This is a genomic window from Providencia sp. PROV073, assembly GCF_033688125.1.
Taxonomy (GTDB): Bacteria; Pseudomonadota; Gammaproteobacteria; order Enterobacterales; family Enterobacteriaceae; genus Providencia; species Providencia hangzhouensis.
In genome coordinates this window covers 3126750-3144907 of the sequence record NZ_CP096353.1, presented here as the reverse complement: position 1 = coordinate 3144907, position 18158 = coordinate 3126750, and the positions used below count along the sequence as shown (strand labels likewise).

Annotated in this window: 19 protein-coding genes and 1 other annotated feature; of the genes, 6 read left to right on the top strand and 13 right to left on the bottom strand. The window is 42.0% G+C overall.

Annotation, left to right across the window (positions count from 1 at the left end):
- Positions 1-19 precede the first annotated feature (19 nt).
- Genes hisIE through hisG form a run of 8 tightly spaced genes read right to left on the bottom strand, consistent with a single transcriptional unit; the run spans position 20 to position 7096 of the window.
- A complete protein-coding gene (gene hisIE, locus M1F17_RS14315; RefSeq protein WP_004256466.1) occupies positions 20-631 on the bottom strand; it encodes a bifunctional phosphoribosyl-AMP cyclohydrolase/phosphoribosyl-ATP diphosphatase HisIE in 612 nt (203 codons plus the stop codon).
- Complete coding sequence (hisF, locus tag M1F17_RS14310) at positions 625-1401, bottom strand: imidazole glycerol phosphate synthase subunit HisF (RefSeq protein WP_094960647.1); 777 nt, start codon at positions 1399-1401, stop codon at positions 625-627. The genes hisIE and hisF overlap by 7 nt, the downstream gene beginning before the upstream one ends.
- Positions 1383-2120 carry a 1-(5-phosphoribosyl)-5-[(5-phosphoribosylamino)methylideneamino]imidazole-4-carboxamide isomerase gene (hisA, locus tag M1F17_RS14305; RefSeq protein ID WP_096864148.1) on the bottom strand — a complete coding sequence of 246 codons (738 nt, stop codon included), beginning with the start codon at positions 2118-2120 and terminating at the stop codon, positions 1383-1385. Before hisA ends, hisF begins: the two co-directional genes overlap by 19 nt.
- 5 nt (positions 2121-2125) lie before the next feature.
- Positions 2126-2719, bottom strand: a complete 594-nt coding sequence (gene hisH, locus M1F17_RS14300) for an imidazole glycerol phosphate synthase subunit HisH (RefSeq protein ID WP_004256463.1) — start codon at positions 2717-2719, stop codon at positions 2126-2128.
- Entirely contained in the window at positions 2719-3786 is a 1068-nt protein-coding gene (gene hisB / locus M1F17_RS14295) for a bifunctional histidinol-phosphatase/imidazoleglycerol-phosphate dehydratase HisB (protein ID WP_272674125.1), read from the bottom strand. The genes hisH and hisB overlap by 1 nt, the downstream gene beginning before the upstream one ends.
- A 13-nt stretch (positions 3787-3799) precedes the next feature.
- Complete coding sequence (hisC, locus tag M1F17_RS14290; RefSeq protein WP_004256456.1) at positions 3800-4870, bottom strand: histidinol-phosphate transaminase; 1071 nt, start codon at positions 4868-4870, stop codon at positions 3800-3802.
- A gap of 3 nt (positions 4871-4873) precedes the next feature.
- Positions 4874-6190 carry a histidinol dehydrogenase gene (hisD, locus tag M1F17_RS14285; RefSeq protein WP_318837040.1) on the bottom strand — a complete coding sequence of 439 codons (1317 nt, stop codon included), beginning with the start codon at positions 6188-6190 and terminating at the stop codon, positions 4874-4876.
- 6 nt (positions 6191-6196) lie between these two features.
- Complete coding sequence (hisG, locus tag M1F17_RS14280) at positions 6197-7096, bottom strand: ATP phosphoribosyltransferase (RefSeq protein WP_004256451.1); 900 nt, start codon at positions 7094-7096, stop codon at positions 6197-6199.
- A gap of 54 nt (positions 7097-7150) precedes the next feature.
- Positions 7151-7278, bottom strand: a sequence feature (His leader region).
- Between the two features lie 268 nt (positions 7279-7546).
- Here hisG and M1F17_RS14275 point away from each other — a divergent pair.
- Positions 7547-8374, top strand: a complete 828-nt coding sequence (locus M1F17_RS14275) for an SDR family oxidoreductase (RefSeq protein ID WP_272525660.1) — start codon at positions 7547-7549, stop codon at positions 8372-8374.
- Here the strand turns inward: M1F17_RS14275 and M1F17_RS14270 are convergent, their stop codons facing one another.
- On the bottom strand, positions 8375-8998 hold the full coding sequence (locus M1F17_RS14270; protein WP_262960909.1) for a glutathione S-transferase family protein: 624 nt from the start codon (positions 8996-8998) through the stop codon (positions 8375-8377).
- 217 nt (positions 8999-9215) lie between these two features.
- Here M1F17_RS14270 and M1F17_RS14265 point away from each other — a divergent pair, with 217 nt between their 5' ends.
- Entirely contained in the window at positions 9216-10421 is a 1206-nt protein-coding gene (locus tag M1F17_RS14265; RefSeq protein ID WP_094960653.1) for a serine hydrolase, read from the top strand.
- A gap of 81 nt (positions 10422-10502) precedes the next feature.
- On the opposite strand, the gene M1F17_RS14260 is transcribed toward M1F17_RS14265, so the two are convergent.
- The 3 genes from M1F17_RS14260 to ybjG form a co-directional block, all read right to left on the bottom strand.
- A complete protein-coding gene (locus M1F17_RS14260) occupies positions 10503-11870 on the bottom strand; it encodes an L-serine ammonia-lyase (RefSeq protein WP_318837039.1) in 1368 nt (455 codons plus the stop codon).
- 75 nt (positions 11871-11945) lie between these two features.
- Complete coding sequence (locus M1F17_RS14255) at positions 11946-13262, bottom strand: serine/threonine transporter (protein ID WP_004256437.1); 1317 nt, start codon at positions 13260-13262, stop codon at positions 11946-11948.
- Between the two features lie 851 nt (positions 13263-14113).
- On the bottom strand, positions 14114-14722 hold the full coding sequence (ybjG, locus tag M1F17_RS14250; RefSeq protein ID WP_094960655.1) for an undecaprenyl-diphosphate phosphatase: 609 nt from the start codon (positions 14720-14722) through the stop codon (positions 14114-14116).
- 197 nt (positions 14723-14919) lie between these two features.
- Between ybjG and M1F17_RS14245 the strand changes: the two genes are divergently transcribed.
- Positions 14920-15348 carry a secondary thiamine-phosphate synthase enzyme YjbQ gene (locus M1F17_RS14245; protein ID WP_094960656.1) on the top strand — a complete coding sequence of 143 codons (429 nt, stop codon included), beginning with the start codon at positions 14920-14922 and terminating at the stop codon, positions 15346-15348.
- A gap of 247 nt (positions 15349-15595) precedes the next feature.
- Here M1F17_RS14245 and M1F17_RS14240 read toward each other — a convergent pair whose 3' ends face one another.
- Positions 15596-15859: a GrxA family glutaredoxin gene (locus tag M1F17_RS14240; protein ID WP_004256424.1), complete on the bottom strand. Its 264-nt coding sequence runs from the start codon at positions 15857-15859 to the stop codon at positions 15596-15598.
- Between the two features lie 160 nt (positions 15860-16019).
- On the opposite strand from M1F17_RS14240, the gene M1F17_RS14235 reads away from it, so the two are divergent.
- The 3 genes from M1F17_RS14235 to rlmC all read left to right on the top strand — a co-directional run bounded on the left by M1F17_RS14235 (position 16020) and on the right by rlmC (position 18144).
- Entirely contained in the window at positions 16020-16346 is a 327-nt protein-coding gene (locus M1F17_RS14235; protein ID WP_004256421.1) for a YbjC family protein, read from the top strand.
- A 139-nt stretch (positions 16347-16485) separates the two neighbouring features.
- Complete coding sequence (locus M1F17_RS14230; protein WP_096864157.1) at positions 16486-17001, top strand: YbjN domain-containing protein; 516 nt, start codon at positions 16486-16488, stop codon at positions 16999-17001.
- Positions 17002-17010: 9 nt separating this feature from the next.
- A complete protein-coding gene (rlmC, locus tag M1F17_RS14225) occupies positions 17011-18144 on the top strand; it encodes a 23S rRNA (uracil(747)-C(5))-methyltransferase RlmC (protein ID WP_318837038.1) in 1134 nt (377 codons plus the stop codon).
- Positions 18145-18158 lie beyond the last annotated feature (14 nt).

Sequence of the window (18158 nt, the reverse complement as noted above, 5' to 3'; positions counted from 1 at the left end):
GAGGCTGGCAGCCTGTTATTTATTGATGACGCTCTTTTAAACGTTTGATTATCGTGCTTAAATCCAGCTCTTGGTCTTGTAGTAAGACTAATAAGTGGTACATCAAATCCGCGGCTTCGTTAGTCAATTCAGCGCGGTCATTAACGGTTGCCGCCAGAGCGGTTTCAACACCTTCTTCACCCACTTTTTGAGCAATACGTTTAGTACCGCTAGCATATAAACGCGCGGTATAGGAGCTTTCAGGAGAAGCGGTTTTTCGCTCTTTGAGTAATGTTTCTAACTCAAATAAAAAGCCCCAGTCACTTTGTGCGGGCGCGAAGCAGCTTTGTGTACCGTTATGGCAAGTTGGGCCATCCGGCAGTGCGAGAGCCAGTAGCGTATCACTGTCACAATCAGGGTAGATATCCACCAAATTTAGAAAATGATTGGAGGTTTCGCCTTTCGTCCACAAACGTTGTTTTGTACGAGAAAAAAAAGTGACTTTACGGCTGTCTAAGGTGACTTGCAATGCTTCTGGGTTCATATACCCAAGCATTAGCACGTCACCTGAAACGGCGTGTTGTACGATAACAGGCATCAGGTTATCGACTTTTTGCCATGCAAGTTGGCTGCATTGTTCTGTGGTTAACATACTCTAATTTGAACTCCGTTTTCGGCTAGGTATTGTTTTAAGTCACCGATATTAATAATTTGTTTATGAAATACAGAAGCGGCTAAAGCACCGTCAACACCTGCGTCAGTGAAGGCATCAAGAAAATGCACTTTTTCACCTGCGCCGCCAGAGGCAATCAAGGGCACTTGGCAGACTTCACGGACTTTTTTGAGTTGTTGTAGATCATACCCTTGGCGTACACCATCTTGGTTCATCATATTTAACACAATTTCACCCGCGCCACGTTGTTGTACTTCTTTTACCCAATCAAGGGTTTTCCACGTGGTTTGTGTGGTACGTTTTTCATCGCCAGTAAATTGGTAAACGAGATATTCACCTGAGCTTTCATCGAACCAAGTGTCAATACCGACAACGATACATTGTACGCCAAAGCGTTCAGCTAACCGGCTGATTAATGTAGGGTCGGATAATGCCGGGGAGTTGATGGAAATTTTATCTGCGCCAAAAGACAGAATTTGCGCGGCATCGTCAACGCTTTTAATCCCACCTGCAACACAAAAAGGAATATCAATCACTTCGGCGACTTTGGCAACCCAGCTTTTGTCTACCACTCGGCCATCAGAAGAGGCGGTAATATCATAAAACACCAGCTCGTCTGCGCCTTCTTGGGCGTAGCGTTGTGCTAATGGAACAATATCACCGATGATTTCGTGATTACGAAATTGGACACCTTTAACCACTTGCCCATCACGGACGTCTAAGCAAGGAATTATGCGTTTTGCCAACATTTGATTGCCTCCGTAACGGTGAATTTACCTTCTAATAGTGCACGACCAACAATCACGCCAGCTGCACCAGATGGCGGAATAGCCGCGATATCATCTAGATCGCCAATTCCCCCTGATGCCTGAAAGGCAATATCAGGGAATTTTTGGCTAATTTCTTGGTATAAATTCACATTAGAACCCGCCAATGTTCCATCTTTGGAAATATCAGTACAAAGGACGTGTTTTAAGCCATAAGGGCGATATATTTCAATGGCTTGCTCTAAGGTTAAATTTGAATTCTCCTGCCAGCCGCTAATGGCAATTTCTTTTACGCCTTTGTCATTAATTCGTACATCTAACGCAAGTACAATGGCTTCCCCACCATAGGTTTCAAACCATGTTTTGACTAGCTCCGGTTTGGTCACTGCCGTTGAGCCGATGACGACACGGGTCGCTCCGGCTTCCAGTAAGGCTTTAACATCTTCTTCGGTACGAATACCACCACCAACTTGTACGGGAACACTCACGCCAGCTAATAATTTTTTGAGCAGTGGAATTTGGCGTTTTTGCGGGTCTTTCGCACCCGTTAAATCCACGAGGTGCAATAGTTTTGCCCCTTCTTTTTCATATTGCTGCAAACGTGGGAGTGGGTCATTGCCATAATCAGTTTGTTTGGCGTAATCCCCTTGGTGCAATCGCACCACAGTGCCATCGATTAAATCTAATGCGGGAATGATCATGGTAATTACATCTCCAAAAAGTTTTGAATCAAACGTGAACCTGCTGCGCCAGAACGTTCTGGATGAAATTGGACACCATAGAAGTTATCGCAATTCACGGCACTGCTAAACGGATTGCCATATTGAGTTTGCGCGATGGTATTGCTGGAAATAGGCATCGAATAACTGTGTACAAAATAGAAATAGGCATTATCAGGGATATCCCTAAACAAGGGGTTTCCTGCTAAGGCTTTGACTTGGTTCCAACCGCTATGAGGAACTGGAAGCCCATTGGCATCCATTTTTTGTACAGGGCTATCAATTAACCCCAGTAGTGGCACTGTAGATTGGCCTTCTTCACTAAAAGAGCCGAGTAGCTGCATGCCTAAACAGATGCCTAACACCGGTTGGGTAAGTGCTTTGATTAACGGAACTAATTCACGTTCAGTGAGCTTTTCCATGGCTGCGCTAGCAGTACCAACCCCCGGCAAAAAGACTTTGTCAGCTTGTAAAATAGTATTGGTATCACGGCTCACCACAGGGTTATAGCCTAGGCGTTTCACCGCATAGGCTACGGAGGCTAAATTTGCACAGCCGGTATCAAGGATGACAACGTTCATTACAGAACCCCTTTCGAGCTAGGTAACGTATCCCCTTCAACACGAATTGCTTGGCGCAATGTGCGGCCGAAAACTTTAAACAAACTTTCGGCTTTGTGGTGATCGTTTTTCCCTTTGGTTTTCAGGTGTAATGTGCAACCCATGGCATAGGAAAGTGAGCTAAAGAAGTGCTCAATCATTTCTGTGCTTAAGTCACCGACGCGTTGGTATTTAAACTCGGCTTTGTATTCAAGGTGCGGGCGACCTGAAATATCCAGTGCACAGCGCGCTTGGCATTCATCCATTGGCAGAACGAAACCAAAACGTGCGATACCGCGTTTATCACCCAGTGCCACTTTCAATGCTTCACCTAGTGCAAGACCGGTGTCTTCAACCGTGTGGTGGTCATCGATAAATAAATCGCCATTCACTTCAATGTTTAACCGGAAACCGCCGTGAGTCGCGATTTGGTCTAACATGTGGTCAAAGAAGCCTACGCCAGTGCTAATTTTGCTGCCGCCTTCTTGGTCCAGCCACACTTCAACTTGGATATTGGTTTCTTTTGTTACACGCTTCACCAGTGCATGGCGGTTGCGTTTGGTTAATTGCTGGGTGATGGCCTCCCAGTCAAGTTCTGTTGGGTTATAACGTAACCCTTTGATACCCATATTTTTAGCTAATTGAATATCTGTTTCACGGTCACCAATCACATAGCTGTTTTCGCTGTCTAATACGTTGTTGTCTAAATAGCGCTCAACTAACTGCAATTTAGGTTTACGGCAAGTGCAGTTATCTTCGGGCTTATGTGGGCAAATTAACACTTCATCAAATTTAACGCCTTGGGACTCAAAGACCTGCATCATTAAATTATGAGGGGGTTCGAAATCTGCTGTTGGAAAGCTATCGGTGCCTAAGCCGTCTTGATTGGTTATCATCACTAAACGGTAATTGGCTTTTTGCAGAGCAAGTAAGCTAGGAATAACTGCTTTTTCAAAGGCGAGTTTACTTAAACTATCAACTTGAAAGTCAGTTGGCGGCTCGGTAATTAATGTTCCATCACGGTCGATAAATAAAATTTTCTGGCTCATGAATCATTCCTAATTAGCAAAGTGCTGCAATAGCTTCAATAACACGGGTATTTTCTATTTCTGTCCCAATAGTAATACGCAGGCAATTAATGAGACCGGGTTGTTTACTTTGGTCACGTAAAATAATGCCTTGGTCCCACAGGGCTTTAAAGACTTTATTTCCATCAGTGAAACGCACCAAAATATAGTTGGTTTCACTTGGATAAACATGTTCAACCACTGATAAGTCGCGTAGCGCTTCACGAAGTGCAATACGGTTTTCTGTTACCGTTTCTACACGGCTTTTCATCGTCTCAATACCTTGAGGCTCAAGGGCTTGAGCTGCAATCATCGCAACAGGGGTTGATAACGGGTAAGGGGCGATAACCTTTAATAGCACTTCAATCACTTCAGGGGATGCTAAAGTAAAACCACAACGTAAACCTGCTAATGCAAAGGCTTTGGATAAGGTTCTTAAAATTACCAAGTTTGGGTATTGTGCTAACCAGTTTGCCACACTGTATTGTGGGCAGAACTCAATATAGGCTTCATCGACAACGACTAATGCACGGCCTGCAGCCATATCTAGCACTTCGCGTAAATCTTTATTGTCGATGATATTGCCTGTTGGGTTATTCGGGCTGCAAATATAAATCAGTTTGGTATTGGATAGATTTTCACGGATCGCGTTAACGTTTAATGCCCAGTCTGGCAACGCCATGATTTTCTTTTGTTCAACACCAAAGGTTTCTGCACTGACGCTGTACATGCCATAGGTTGGCGGGCAAAACATCACCGCATCTTTCCCCGGCTCACAAAATGCGCGGATTAACAACTCGATGGACTCATCGGCCCCACGGCAAACTAGCACTTGTTCTGGTTTAACTTTGGCATAAGCTGCATAGTTATTGATCACCGCAACTGGTTGGCATTCAGGATAACGGTTAAGGTTGCGTTCACTGAATTGGTAATCAGGTGCAATTGGGTATTCATTGGCATTGAGCCAAACGTCGCCATTTCCCCCTAAACGTCGTGCAGACATATAAGGCGTCATGGTTTTAACATTTTCACGTGCAAGACTGGCGGCATTAAATGGTTGGCTCATGACTTACTCCTGATTTTGTTTTTTTAGTTCGTTAACGCGTAAGGTAACGGCATTTTTGTGAGCGGTGAGTTGCTCTGCTTGGGCTAAGGTTTCGATGGTGTCGGCTAAGCCTAATAAACCTTGCTTCGACAGTTTTTGAACTGTCATTCGCTTCATAAAATCGGCGAGGCCAAGGCTTGAATAGGTTGCGGTATACCCGTAAGTGGGTAATACGTGATTTGTGCCTGATGCATAGTCGCCAGCCGACTCCGGTGACCAGTCGCCAACAAACACCGAGCCCGCGCTAGTAATTGCATCTACTAAATCATCTGCATTGCGAGTTTGCAGTATTAAGTGCTCAGGGCCATAACGGTTACTAATTTCAACGCATTGAGCGATGGAATCAGCGATGATGACACGGCTGGCGCTCAATGCTTCTCGAGCAATTTCTGCACGTGAAAGTTGCGCTAATTGTTTTTCTGTTTCTTCGATCACGCGTTGGGCAAAGTTTTCATCATCAGTTAATAAAATAACTTGTGAATCAGGGCCATGCTCTGCTTGAGATAGCAAATCAGATGCAGTAAATGCTGGGTTTGCACCGTTATCAGCAATGACCAACACTTCGGAAGGTCCCGCAGGCATGTCAATAGCGGCTCCATCATGGTTTTGACTCACTTGGCGTTTTGCTTCAGTGACATAGGCATTACCAGGGCCAAAAATTTTATCAACCGCAGGAATACTTTGGGTACCAAATGCCATTGCAGCAATCGCTTGCGCACCGCCTACTTGGAAAATATCACTGATGCCACACAGTTTCGCTGCATACAAAATTTCATCGGCAATAGGTGGGGGCGAACACAAAATAATTTTGCGACAGCCTGCGATATTCGCAGGGGTTCCCAACATCATGACCGTTGATAACAGGGGAGCAGACCCCCCCGGAATATATAAACCGACCGCATCTATTGGGCGTGTGACTTGTTGGCACACGACGCCTGCCTGTGTTTCTACTGTAATTGGAGTGGGTTTTTGGGCTTCGTGAAAACGACGAATGTTACCAATGGCGGTTTTCATTGCTGTTTTTATTTCATCACCAAGACGAGCCTCTGCCGCGTTAACAGCACTTGCAGGTACACGCACTGTTTCGATTTCAGTTTTATCGAAACGACGGCTCAGTGTCTGGAGGGCAGCATCGCCCTCGTTACGGACTTGGTCAATAATTTGGCTAACCGCAGTACTAATGCTACCAGAAGCCGCTATTGCGGGGCGCATCAATAAAGCGCTTTGTTGCTCTTGGTTACAAGCCGACCAGCGAACAGGTTGGTTAAATCCCATTTTCATGACGGCTTACTCCATCATTTTTTCAATTGGCAGGACAAGAATAGAGCTTGCACCTAAAGCTTTGAGTTTTTCCATGGTTTCCCAGAACAGCGTTTCTGAGCTCACCATGTGCATCGCCACACGGCTTTGTTCGCCTGCTAACGGTAGAATTGTTGGGCGTTCAGCGCCCGGCAGCAAGGCAATGATCTCTTCCAGTGTTTCACTTGGCGCGTGCAACATGATGTATTTGGATTCACGTGCTTGAATAACACCTTGGATACGGGTCATCATGCGGTCAATAAGCTGTTGTTTTTCCGGCGACATCTCGCCATCACGTTGAATTAAACAGGCTTTAGAGCGATAAATAACTTCCACTTCTTTTAGACCGTTTGCTTCAAGTGTTGCACCTGTAGAGACGAGGTCACAGATAGCGTCGGAAAGGCCAGCACGCGGGGCAACTTCGACTGAACCATTTAACAAGCATGATTTAAATTGAATGCCTTTTTGGTCGAAATAGCGTTTTAACAAGTGAGGGTAGGAAGTTGCAACGCGTGAGCCATTTAAGCACTCAGCACCAGTATAGTTGAAATCTAATGGGGCAGCGAGAGATAAGCGGCACCCACCGAAATCAAGACGACGAAGGGTTTTATACTGCGGGTTTTCCCCTTGAGCACGGCGGTTTAATAACTCTTCTTCAAGAACGTTTTCACCGATGATCCCTAAGTCAACGACACCGTCCATGACCAGCCCCGGAATATCGTCATCGCGAACGCGGAGTAAATCAATAGGCATATTTTCTGCATAAGCAATCAAACGCTGTTGTTGTAAATTGATTTTGATGCCACAGCGAGAAAGCAATTCTCTTGATTCTTCACTCAGACGGCCTGATTTTTGTATTGCAATACGTAAACGTGATTTATCCAACATGACTTTACCCTTATCCCTTTTAAATTTTTTTGTTTAGTAACTCTTTGTTCAAGAATAAAAAAACCCTCGGAAGATTATCTTCCGAGGGTTCTCTCAATTCGCATTTCAGCCACCGGAAGATTCGTTGAACGTCTTCCAGCACACATCGCCCGAAAGACTAGTCAGGATGATGGTGGTGATGATGGTTGCGTGAAATACGATTCATAATGTCTTCCATTCTGTTATTTAAGTGAATGACTAAACATTCATTGTGCTAACTAAATACTCATTGGTATTCAACCTATCCGATTTCCCCCTATGAATGCAACCTTTTTTTAAAAAATAACCAATAATAATTAGTTGTTCACTTTTTATAGTGATAAATCTCTCAGAAATTGTATTCGGAAGTTTTATGGTTTTCAGCTACTCTGTGATTAATTTCAGCTGGTTGGTCGATTAAGGAGCCATTGTATGAAAAAAATCACTGTCATCGGATTAGGGTGGGTTGGGTTACCACTCGCCCAAGCCTTATTGTCTCAAGGCATTCATGTGGTTGGAACTAAAACGACACCAGATGGTATTGAAGCCGCTCAAGCGGTTGGAATTGAGTGTTATGCATTGAAATTAACCCCAGAACTTGAATGTGATGACGACGATTTAGCGCAGTTGATGGAACAAAGTGATGCTATCGTTATCTTGCTTCCGCCCTCTAAAATTAATACCGAATACTATGTGATGGCGATTGAAACACTGGTGAATAGCGCAATAGCCTTTCAGGTGCCTAAAGTTATTTTCACGTCATCTACTGCGGTTTATGGGGAACAAAATGGTGAAATGACCGAAGACAGCCTATTGGATGGGGTGACGGATTCGGCTAAAGCCTTGGTGGCGACAGAACAGTGGTTGCATCAGTTACCGAACATATCGGTGGATATTCTGCGATTAGCGGGATTAGTCGGTGAAAAACGCCATGCAGGGCGTTTTTTAGCGGGGAAAACCGGGGTAAAGGGGGCAAACCAGCCTGTGAATATGGTTCATCAAGATGATGTGATTGCTGCCATTTTATTATTGCTCCAGCAACCGCAAGGGGGGCATATTTATAACCTATGTGCACCAGTCCACCCAACACGAGCCGAATTTTATACTCATGCAGCACAATCTATCGGGTTAACCCCGCCTCAATTTATTGAAGAGAAGAATACGTTAGTGGGGAAAACCATTAACGGTAATAGAATTTGCCAAGAACTCGGGTTTGAATACCAGTACCCAAACCCAAGTTTGATGAATATGACCCTGTGATTATTTAATCGGGATCATGACAATTTTTTGGAACGCAGGGCGTGTGGTCAGTTGCTGGTACCAGCGTTCCAAATTGTTAAATTCGGGGCGCTGCGTGACAATTTCATGCCAAGGGTAAAATAGTGGTGCGATAGCAATGTCAGCGATACCAAATTTATCACCACTAAAATAGGCTTGGTTAGCTAATGCATTATCAGCAATGGTTAGTAACCGATTGATATTGCCATAAATAATTTTAGCTTGTTCTGGGTCTCTATCCGCTTCTGGGACACGAACAATTTTGTTCATCATCTGTTTAATTTGGTCGAATAAATTAGCACCACTCCAATCCATCCATTTATCTGCGGCAGCTCGTTCTTGTAGGTCTTGTGCGAGCAATAAGTGAGAATGATCAAACTTTTCCGTAAGGTAACGTAAAATCGCATTCGATTCCCACAGCGCAAAGTCATCATCCTGTAGAGTTGGAATTGTGCTGTTTGGATTCATTTTTATATATTCAGGTGTATCTAGCCCACCAAATGGGCCACCCACATCTTTTTGATTGTAAGCGATATTTAATTCTTCTAAGCACCAAAGTACTTTTTTGACATTGGAAGAGTTGACGCGTCCCCAAACAGTTAACATGGCAGTCTCCTAAATTGATTTTTTGGCATCGACCATGGTTAAGATAGATTAAATTTACTCAGAGGCAAATGTTTATTTGTTATCAGTGGCCTCAGTGAAATTAAAGTCTTATATTAGGTCTAGTTATCAAATTTTGTCACAGCGATGGGTTCTCGTTTAGTGATGTTGAGTCAATGACAGTAATTTAAATGTGTAGAATTAAGTGAAGGAATAACCGATGAGTAAGAAAATGTTGTCTTTAAAAACCCGCCGAGCTGGTATTGGGTTGAGTCTTTTGGTTGCCGTAAGTACCAGTGCTTATGCGGCGCAGACACCGGTTGCTCCTCAAGTCGATGCAAAAGCGTTTGTTTTGATGGATTATAATAGCGGCAAAATTTTAGCGTCTGGGAATCCAGATGAACGCTTAGATCCCGCAAGTTTAACAAAAATTATGACCAGCTATGTGATTGGGCAAGCGGTGAATGCGGGGAAAATTACCCCACAGGATATGGTTACGGTAGGTGAAGATGCATGGGCAACGGGAAACCCTGTTCTTAAAGGCTCTTCTTTGATGTTTTTAAAGCCAAAAGATCGTGTTTCCGTATTGGATTTAAATAAAGGGATTGTGATCCAGTCAGGGAATGATGCCAGTATTGCTCTTGCCGATTATGTTGCAGGTAGCCAAGACTCATTTGTGAGTTTAATGAATCAATACGTGCAAAAGATTGGTTTAAAGAATACCCATTTTAAAACCGTTCATGGCCTCGATTCAGAGGGGCAATATAGTACTGCACGGGATATGGCATTGTTAACCCAAGCAATGATCCGTGATGTTCCCGATGAATACGCACTGCACAAGGAAAAAGAGTTTACCTTTAATAAAATTCGTCAACCTAACCGTAACCGTCTGTTATGGAACCAAAATTTAAAAGTGGATGGCGTAAAAACTGGGCATACAAGTGGTGCAGGCCATAACCTAGTCGCCTCTGCAACAGAAGGTGATATGCGTTTGATTTCAGTTGTGTTGGGAGCGCCAAGTGACCGTGTGCGTTTTTCTGAAAGCGAAAAATTACTCACTTGGGGTTTCCGTTTCTTTGAAACAGTCACGCCAATTAAGGCAGATGCCACACTGAAAAAGCAGCGTGTCTGGTTTGGTGATACTTCAGAAGTTGATTTAGGGGTTGCCGATGATGTTTCAATTACGATTCCTAAAGGGCAATTGCAAAACTTGAAAGTGGATATTCAACTAACTAACGATTCACTTGAAGCGCCTCTTGCTAAAAACCAAGCGGTAGGAACGATTAACTTTATTCTGAATGATGAAATCGTCGAACAGCATCCTCTAGTTGCAAAAAGTGCCGTTGAGGAAGCGGGGTTCTTCGGTCGTATTTGGGATTACATCATGAAAACGATTAGCGGCTGGTGGAGTGCCATTTTCGGTTAATAATGATTAAATGAAAATGATGTGAACAAAAAAATGCCTGCATTAGCAGGCATTTTTATAGAGACGATAGATAAACAAATGCTATTCGCAGTGAGCCAATTTAATCGCTAATCCCCCTTGGGATGTTTCACGATACTTAGCGTTAATATCTTTACCAGTTTCATACATGGTTTCAATGACTTTATCGAGGCAAACACGTGGGTCACTGACACGGCGTAATGCCATGCGTGCGGCATTTACGGCTTTAACGGAAGCAATGGCGTTACGTTCAATACAAGGTACTTGAACTTGCCCTCCAACAGGGTCGCAGGTGAGACCTAAGTTATGCTCCATGGCAATTTCTGCTGCGATACACACTTGCTCAGGGCTACCGCCCATTAATTCGGCGAGCCCCGCAGCGGCCATCGAACAAGCAACACCCACTTCTCCTTGGCAGCCCACTTCGGCGCCGGAAATTGACGCATTCATTTTATATAATGCACCAATGACACCGGAAACTAGAAAATAACGGGTATAGGAATTTTCATTCACAGGGCGAATGAATTTGTCATAGTAAGCTAATACCGCAGGAATAATGCCACAGGCTCCATTCGTTGGTGCCGTTACAACACGACCACCCGCTGCATTTTCTTCGTTAACGGCAAGCGCATACATATTGATCCAATCAATGACGGCCATTGGGTCCATATTGGTGTTATCGGTTGTTACGAGTTGACGACATAACGCTGCTGCTCGACGTGGCACACGTAATGGGCCTGGTAGTAAACCTTCGGTTGTCACTCCCCGTTCAATACCGGATTTCATGACATCCCATACGGACGAGAGATATTGCTGAATTTCTTCTTTACTGCGTAACGCTAATTCATTCTGCATCACGAGTGCGGAAAGTGATAACCCTGTGTCTTTACAATGTTTTTGCAGGTCGGCCGCATATTTAAATGGGTAAGGGACTTGAATTGCATTTTCGTCTGACTGGCCAAAATGTTCTTCATCGACAATAAAACCACCGCCGATAGAATAGTAATTTTTGCTGTAAATAACATCATCACCACTGAATGCCGTAATACTCATTCCATTTTCATGGAGGGGGAGATTGGTTGTATGAAAATTCATCCCCCCTTCAGTAGGGAAATCAACTTCATGTTGCCCTTGTGCAAGGGAGAGCCTTTCAGTTTGCTCAACATTACGCATAAAAGCAGGAATAGCGTCAATATCAATGGTATCCGGTAAGTTACCCGCAAGACCCATAATAATCGCCATATCCGTTGCATGGCCTTTACCCGTTAAAGAGAGCGAACCATATACATCAACTGCAATTCGTGTTGTGCGAGAGAGTAATTTTTGCTGGATAAGGTCGTCAACAAACTGTTTGCCCGCTTTCATTGGGCCGACGGTATGGGAACTTGAAGGGCCGATGCCAATTTTGAAGATATCAAATACACTAATCATATTCAGTGCTTCCTTTTGTAGAAAGTCATTGAAATTAGGTAGCTTCCGTTGTTGGTCGCTACCTAGTGGCTTCAATTAGAAGAATAACTTATATGTTGCCGCAGAGATAGCGACCAGACCCATAATTACGATAAATACATTACTGATTTTACCTGAGTATTTACGCATTGCTGGTACCTTGCTAATTGCATACATTGGCATCAAGAACAGTAAGATAGCGATAACTGGGCCACCGAGGCTTTCAATAATATCCAGCACACCTGGGTTCAATGTTGCCACTAACCAAGTTGTGACTAACATGAAGATTGCAGTACCGCGGTTTAACTTGCGAACATCAATTGTTTTACCTTTTGCACGGTAAGCACGCTCAACTAGACCATTGAAACCTTCACGAGCACCTAAATAGTGACCAAGGAAGGATTTAATAATTGCAATAAAGGCAATGATTGCAGCTGCATATTTAATGAATGGCTGGTCAAAATAGCCAGACAGGTAGTCAAGAATACTGATATTTTGTGCTTTAGCTTGTGCGAGATCCGCTGAAGATAAGGTAAAGACACAGCTGATCACGAAGAACATAACAGTCAGCACCATCAAAATGTGCGCGGATGCAAGGATCCGTGAGCATTTTTGTTCAGCTGCATCACCGTATTCTTCACGTTTTGCCACAGAGAAAGCAGAAATAATTGGCGAGTGGTTAAATGCGAATACCATCACTGGGATTGTTAGCCAAATGGTGACCCAGATACTTTGCCCACCTGTATTTTTTGTTGCTTCAGTGATTCCTTCCCAAGTTAATGTATTCAGTACATCACCAGACCAATGTGGGATCATATACAGTGAGAATGCAACCAGCACGGCGATAAATGGAAACACTAACATACTCATGACTTTTACGATGTATTTTTCACCGAATGCCACAATCGCCATCACTCCGCCTACAAGGATCAAGGCAAGTAACCAGCGTGGCGGTGCGCCAACGCCCAATAATTCGGTTAAGAATTTATTGACGTTATTGGTGATGGAAACACCATAAACAAGAAGAATAGGGTAAATAGCAAAGAAGTAGAGTAGGGTGATCCAGTTTCCTGCTGTGCGACCAAAATGTTCTTCTACAACTTCAGTGATATCACCATCAGGTTTTGAACCAGAAAGAACGAAGCGTGTTAACCCACGGTGAGCAAAAAATGTCATTGGGAAGGCTAATACCAGCATCAGTAAAACAGGTAATAAACCACTCATACCTGCATTGATTGGCAAAAACAATACCCCAGCACCGATAGCTGTACCATATAAACCCAGCATCCATACTGTGTCAGTTTTGCGCCAAGCACTACTATTTACTGTTTGCGAGGCCGTTTTGTCGATGGAACCAACTTTTGTTGCATCCATAATAGTCTCCGAAAATATAAGTCAAAAAAATCATTTAGCGTAACTGCAAATGCGTTACGACCTTTTAATCTTTTGGTACGAACAATTACTCAATAACAATTGTTTTCTTTTGCGTAACAATCTGATTGGAAATAAAACTAAAATTGACGGTAAATTGATTTTCAATCAGTTTTGTATTTTTATCATTAAATTTTAACATTGGATTTTGAGTGTGTGAATTTATAGTTTACCAGAATAAAATGCCGTGATCATTATCTCAAAAGAGAAATATCCCCCAAGATTGCGAGATATAATTATATTTTATAAAAATGTTAAATAAATTTGCGTTAAGTTTGTTTTTATTAGCAATTAAATAGTGGGTGAATAAGTTAAGCTTTACTTAAATGTGAGCAGAATTAAATTCTGTTAGAAAAATATTATTATATTAATGATTAAAATTGCGCTGATTAAAATATCATCCATATCAATATAAATATTGAGCTGTACTGTAACAATAGTACAAGTTAATTGTTAGAGTTGTGATATAAGTTATTGAAAATAAATAAAATATTTTTATTTTTTAGATTGATTTATTGCGTAACTAATTAGTTTAAAAATTGGAGGAAAGATAACTATATATTAATTATTTTACGTTTTTTTTGTGCTTATATTTGCCACTTTTTTTGCAACGAAAAAAATAATTAAAATAGGTAACAAGATATTTGTTAAGTAATTGTTTTAATAATTTTATTGATAACTTCAAAAAAGTTTTAATCATGAAAATGGAAATAAACAGAAACTTTGATTTAGCGCAATTTTTATAATGCTAAACATACTGGCATTAATTAATGCCAGTATTTGAATATACGTTGTTATGGTTGAAACCAACCTTTACGAATAAGAGAGGCAAAAATAAAACTATATAGCCGAGTGATAGGTAATTGAATTTTATACGCACCAACAGACCAGAGGAGCTGGGCCAAACCGCATGCGACAATCGCCAGTATAAAGGCACCTGCCATATCTAAAGGCCAATGAACACCGAGGTAAATACGTGACCAAGCAATAACGACAGCGGGGATCATCATCACGAGCCCAACCCAAGTTCTTAGCCAGAAAAGAAATGCAAAAGCGAATGTAAAGACAATCGTGCCATGGTTACTTGGGAATGAAGGCGTGGCTTCATGCTCGGAGAAATTAGTGCCAATTCCCATGACAAATGGGCGGTCATGCGGCGCGAAATAGCCCACTAGCCATGAAATGGTTAAGCCAATGACGATAGCAATGGCTGCTTTACAAGCAAAGGCACGTTGGCGAGTCATATTTGGCTGGGCGCCCCAAAACCAACAAGCAACAGTAAATAGTGGAAATAATAGAATTAAGCGTTTCGCAATCACGTTCGCTACAGCAATGGTTCCACTAGCGGTTTCTGGAGTCGCATTGATCAAATTGAATAGATCAAGGTTAAGTTGTTCCAGCACAGTTCAGTACCTCGGTCAGATGGTTAGTGAGACAGAATAGATATAAAAGGGGGAGATTAAAGTTTCTTAATGAGCAGGTAAAGTCCCTTTGTCTTATTATTGAAAGCTATATGCGACAAATTTACTTGCGGTTTAACATTTACTCAATAATTATTTAGTGCAGTAATGAGTTTAGATAAGTCAAGGGAGAAAAAGTGATGTGGTGGCAAAAAGAGATACAACTTAGCGCAAAAGCGAGAGGGTTTCATTTAGTGACAGAAGAAATTCTCAAGCAACTTCCTGAACTTAGCTTAATCAAGGTTGGTTTAGCGAATATTTTTATTCAACATACATCAGCATCTTTAACAATCAATGAAAATGCAGATTACACTGTCAGGGAAGATTTCGAGAGCTTTTTCAATCAGGCCGTTCCTGAAAATGAACCTTATTATAAGCATGATTATGAAGGAAGTGATGACATGCCTGCGCACTTAAAAAGCAGTTTATTGGGTGCAAGTTTGACTATTCCAATTACTAAAGGGTGTTTAAACATGGGGACGTGGCAGGGGATTTATTTATGTGAGCACCGAAATTATGGTGGAAAACGTAGATTAATCATTACATTGCAAGGCGAACCCAGCCGTTAGAAACAAAAAACCCGATAGCATGAAAACAAATAGTTGGCTATCGGGCTCCTCAATATGGGGACATCAAAGAAAAGCAGTGGCACTAATTAAGACCCCGTCTAAAAAAGAAAGTTCTCACCTAGATGAAAAAAAGTACAATATTTTTATTAAATTTGGCTTAAATAGCACAAAAAGAACAAGCAAAGTGTTAACACCTATAAATAAGTGAACAACTTTGCTTGTTGAGATGAAAAACAGAAGGGGCTAATTATTTGTATAGATTCAAATTTTCTTTTGCGTAAGCTTCGAAATCTGTGCATCCACCAATATGTTGCTCATCAATAAAAATTTGTGGAACGGTTTCAACAGGTTTGCCAACAGTTTTAGATAAATCTTCTTTAGAAATACCTTCAGCTTGAATATCAACGTAGCGGTAGTCAAAATCTTCACGTTCATTTTTCAGTTTTTCAGCGAGTTCTTTTGCACGAACACAGTATGGGCAGCCAGGACGACCAAAAATAACAGTATACATAGTATCTCCTTTTTATCTTGAGCTCAGATTCTAATTGCAATGCTCAATACTATGCCTACATAAGTTATGAAATAAAAGTCGAATTTTCCTGTTATACCTATAGGTATGACATATAATTCTCAGTTTGAGAAAGTGACACAATAATGAGAGGAGAAAAAGAATGAGCAATAAACCTCAGTCTAAAGGGACAATGCGTTCACTAGCGGACATGCCAAAGCCCATTATCGTGTTAGAAGGTGTGGGTATCATTCTGCTTATTATTGTTTTGTTAGCAACAAATGACTATATCACATTGCCGGAGCCTTTAATGCAGCCAGGGGCGATCGTGAGCATGATTATGGTCGGCATTGGCTGTTTGGTCCCCGCAATGGTCAATATTGTCTGGCGAGCAATTCATGGCCTGAGTTTTTTGGGCATTGATAATAAACAACCAGAAAAGAATGTATCTAAAAAGCCAGACTCTACAGATAATAAACCAGATGAATAAGTAGATTGAGCGTGGTTTTACTGGTGTTTCGCTCTACAATGTGTGAGAATTATTCGTTTTTTAGTTAGGGGGAAAATGTGCCAGAACCCTAACAAATCGATATTGCACGACTATTTTGAGTTGAAGAAGGTTACTATCCATGGATTCTATTTGTTACCCTGACATCACTAAGTTACGTGAATGGTTAGACCAACTCAAAACCTCTTATTTCGAGTGTGATTCCTGCTCTGCATTACATTTACCTCATATGCAAAATATAGACGGTATTTTTGATGCAAAGCTCGATATTTTAAATAATGTTTTGGTGTTGTCTGCATTAGCTGAACTCAAACCGACAGCGATTGTGACGTTAGTGGCGAATATCAGCCAAATTAATGCCAGCTCATTAACGGCAAAAGTTTTCCTTGAAATAAACAATGAAAACTTGCCTAAATTGATTGTTAGCCAATCATTTTCATTAGAAGCAGGAATGACGTATCGTCAATTCTGCCATTTTTTACAACAAGCGGAAGAGCAAATTTCAGCTATTGTCTTTGAAATCTTTAGCAATAATTTGTTGTATGCAAATCAAGATGACTTTAGTGAAGATGATGACAGCTCTGAAGAAGGCTCTGAGCTTTCTCTTGATGACAAACCTTCAGTTATTCTCCACTAAGTTTTTGCTATGCATTGTGAAAAATATGCCACAGGGCAATGCCATTCATGCCAATGGCTAACATTAACGCCTGAACAGCAAATTACCGAAAAGCAGAGCCAACTACAGGCTCTTTTGCCTGCTATTGATACTTCTTTATTTCAGCCTCCAGTGACAGGGCCGCAAACGGCTTTTCGCAATAAAGCCAAAATGGTGGTTAGTGGTAGTGTTGAGAAGCCAATTTTAGGTATTGTTGGGCGAGATGGGCAAGGTGTAGATTTAACGGACTGCCTGTTGTATCCAGATGCCTTTTCTGATGTGTTTAATGCCATTATTCCTTTTATTGCGAGGGCGGGTCTGACGCCTTATAACATTGAGCGCAAACGCGGTGAATTAAAATACCTATTATTAACCCAAAGTCATTACTCTGGGAAATTCATGCTGCGGTTTGTTTTGCGCTCAGAGAAAAAAATTGAGCAGTTAAAAAAGGCACTGCCATGGCTACAAGAACAGTTGCCACTGCTTGCGGTGATCACCGCCAATATTCAACCTATACATATGGCAATATTGGAAGGGGAACAGGAAGTATTTCTAACTGAGCAGCACGTTTTACGTGAAGAATTCAACCAAGTCCCGTTGTTTATTCGCCCACAAAGCTTTTTCCAAACTAACCCTGTTGTTGCAGCCAAACTGTATCAAACAGCAAGAGAATGGGTTAAAGAGCTACATATCAATAGTTTATGGGATTTATTTTGTGGTGTTGGGGGCTTTGGGCTGCACTGTGCTGAAAAAGACACTCACTTAACAGGGATAGAAATCAGTGCGCCAGCGATTGCCAGCGCACAGCAATCCGCGGATGAACTTGGATTAAAGCATGTTGAGTTTAAAGCCCTTGATTCAACGCGTTTTGCCACGGCGAATCAGGATATCCCTCAGCTTATTTTAGTCAATCCGCCACGCCGAGGAATTGGTAAAGAGTTATGCGATTTCCTTTCCCACGTGCAGCCCGAATATATTTTGTATTCTAGCTGTAATGCACAAGCCATGGCGCAAGATTTACAACTGTTGGCTGGCTATCAAGTCTGTAAAGTACAGCTATTTGACTTATTCCCTCATACTGCACACTTTGAAGTGCTGACGTTGTTAAAGCGTATTGTACAGTAAAATCCATGTGATGG

Excerpts from the sequence above, each read along its gene's own strand:
- hisH (WP_004256463.1), bottom strand. The coding sequence starts at position 2,719 with ATGAACGTTGTCATCCTTGATACCGGCTGTGCAAATTTAGCCTCCGTA.
- hisG (WP_004256451.1), bottom strand. The coding sequence starts at position 7,096 with ATGTTGGATAAATCACGTTTACGTATTGCAATACAAAAATCAGGCCGT.
- rlmC (WP_318837038.1), top strand. The coding sequence starts at position 17,011 with ATGCATTGTGAAAAATATGCCACAGGGCAATGCCATTCATGCCAATGG.
- hisA (WP_096864148.1), bottom strand. The coding sequence starts at position 2,120 with ATGATCATTCCCGCATTAGATTTAATCGATGGCACTGTGGTGCGATTG.
- M1F17_RS14270 (WP_262960909.1), bottom strand. The coding sequence starts at position 8,998 with ATGTTAACTGTTTGGGGACGCGTCAACTCTTCCAATGTCAAAAAAGTA.
- hisD (WP_318837040.1), bottom strand. The coding sequence starts at position 6,190 with ATGAAAATGGGATTTAACCAACCTGTTCGCTGGTCGGCTTGTAACCAA.
- hisB (WP_272674125.1), bottom strand. The coding sequence starts at position 3,786 with ATGAGCCAGAAAATTTTATTTATCGACCGTGATGGAACATTAATTACC.
- hisC (WP_004256456.1), bottom strand. The coding sequence starts at position 4,870 with ATGAGCCAACCATTTAATGCCGCCAGTCTTGCACGTGAAAATGTTAAA.
- M1F17_RS14265 (WP_094960653.1), top strand. The coding sequence starts at position 9,216 with ATGAGTAAGAAAATGTTGTCTTTAAAAACCCGCCGAGCTGGTATTGGG.
- hisIE (WP_004256466.1), bottom strand. The coding sequence starts at position 631 with ATGTTAACCACAGAACAATGCAGCCAACTTGCATGGCAAAAAGTCGAT.
- M1F17_RS14260 (WP_318837039.1), bottom strand. The coding sequence starts at position 11,870 with ATGATTAGTGTATTTGATATCTTCAAAATTGGCATCGGCCCTTCAAGT.
- M1F17_RS14245 (WP_094960656.1), top strand. The coding sequence starts at position 14,920 with ATGTGGTGGCAAAAAGAGATACAACTTAGCGCAAAAGCGAGAGGGTTT.
- M1F17_RS14230 (WP_096864157.1), top strand. The coding sequence starts at position 16,486 with ATGGATTCTATTTGTTACCCTGACATCACTAAGTTACGTGAATGGTTA.
- hisF (WP_094960647.1), bottom strand. The coding sequence starts at position 1,401 with ATGTTGGCAAAACGCATAATTCCTTGCTTAGACGTCCGTGATGGGCAA.
- M1F17_RS14255 (WP_004256437.1), bottom strand. The coding sequence starts at position 13,262 with ATGGATGCAACAAAAGTTGGTTCCATCGACAAAACGGCCTCGCAAACA.
- M1F17_RS14240 (WP_004256424.1), bottom strand. The coding sequence starts at position 15,859 with ATGTATACTGTTATTTTTGGTCGTCCTGGCTGCCCATACTGTGTTCGT.
- M1F17_RS14275 (WP_272525660.1), top strand. The coding sequence starts at position 7,547 with ATGAAAAAAATCACTGTCATCGGATTAGGGTGGGTTGGGTTACCACTC.
- M1F17_RS14235 (WP_004256421.1), top strand. The coding sequence starts at position 16,020 with ATGAGCAATAAACCTCAGTCTAAAGGGACAATGCGTTCACTAGCGGAC.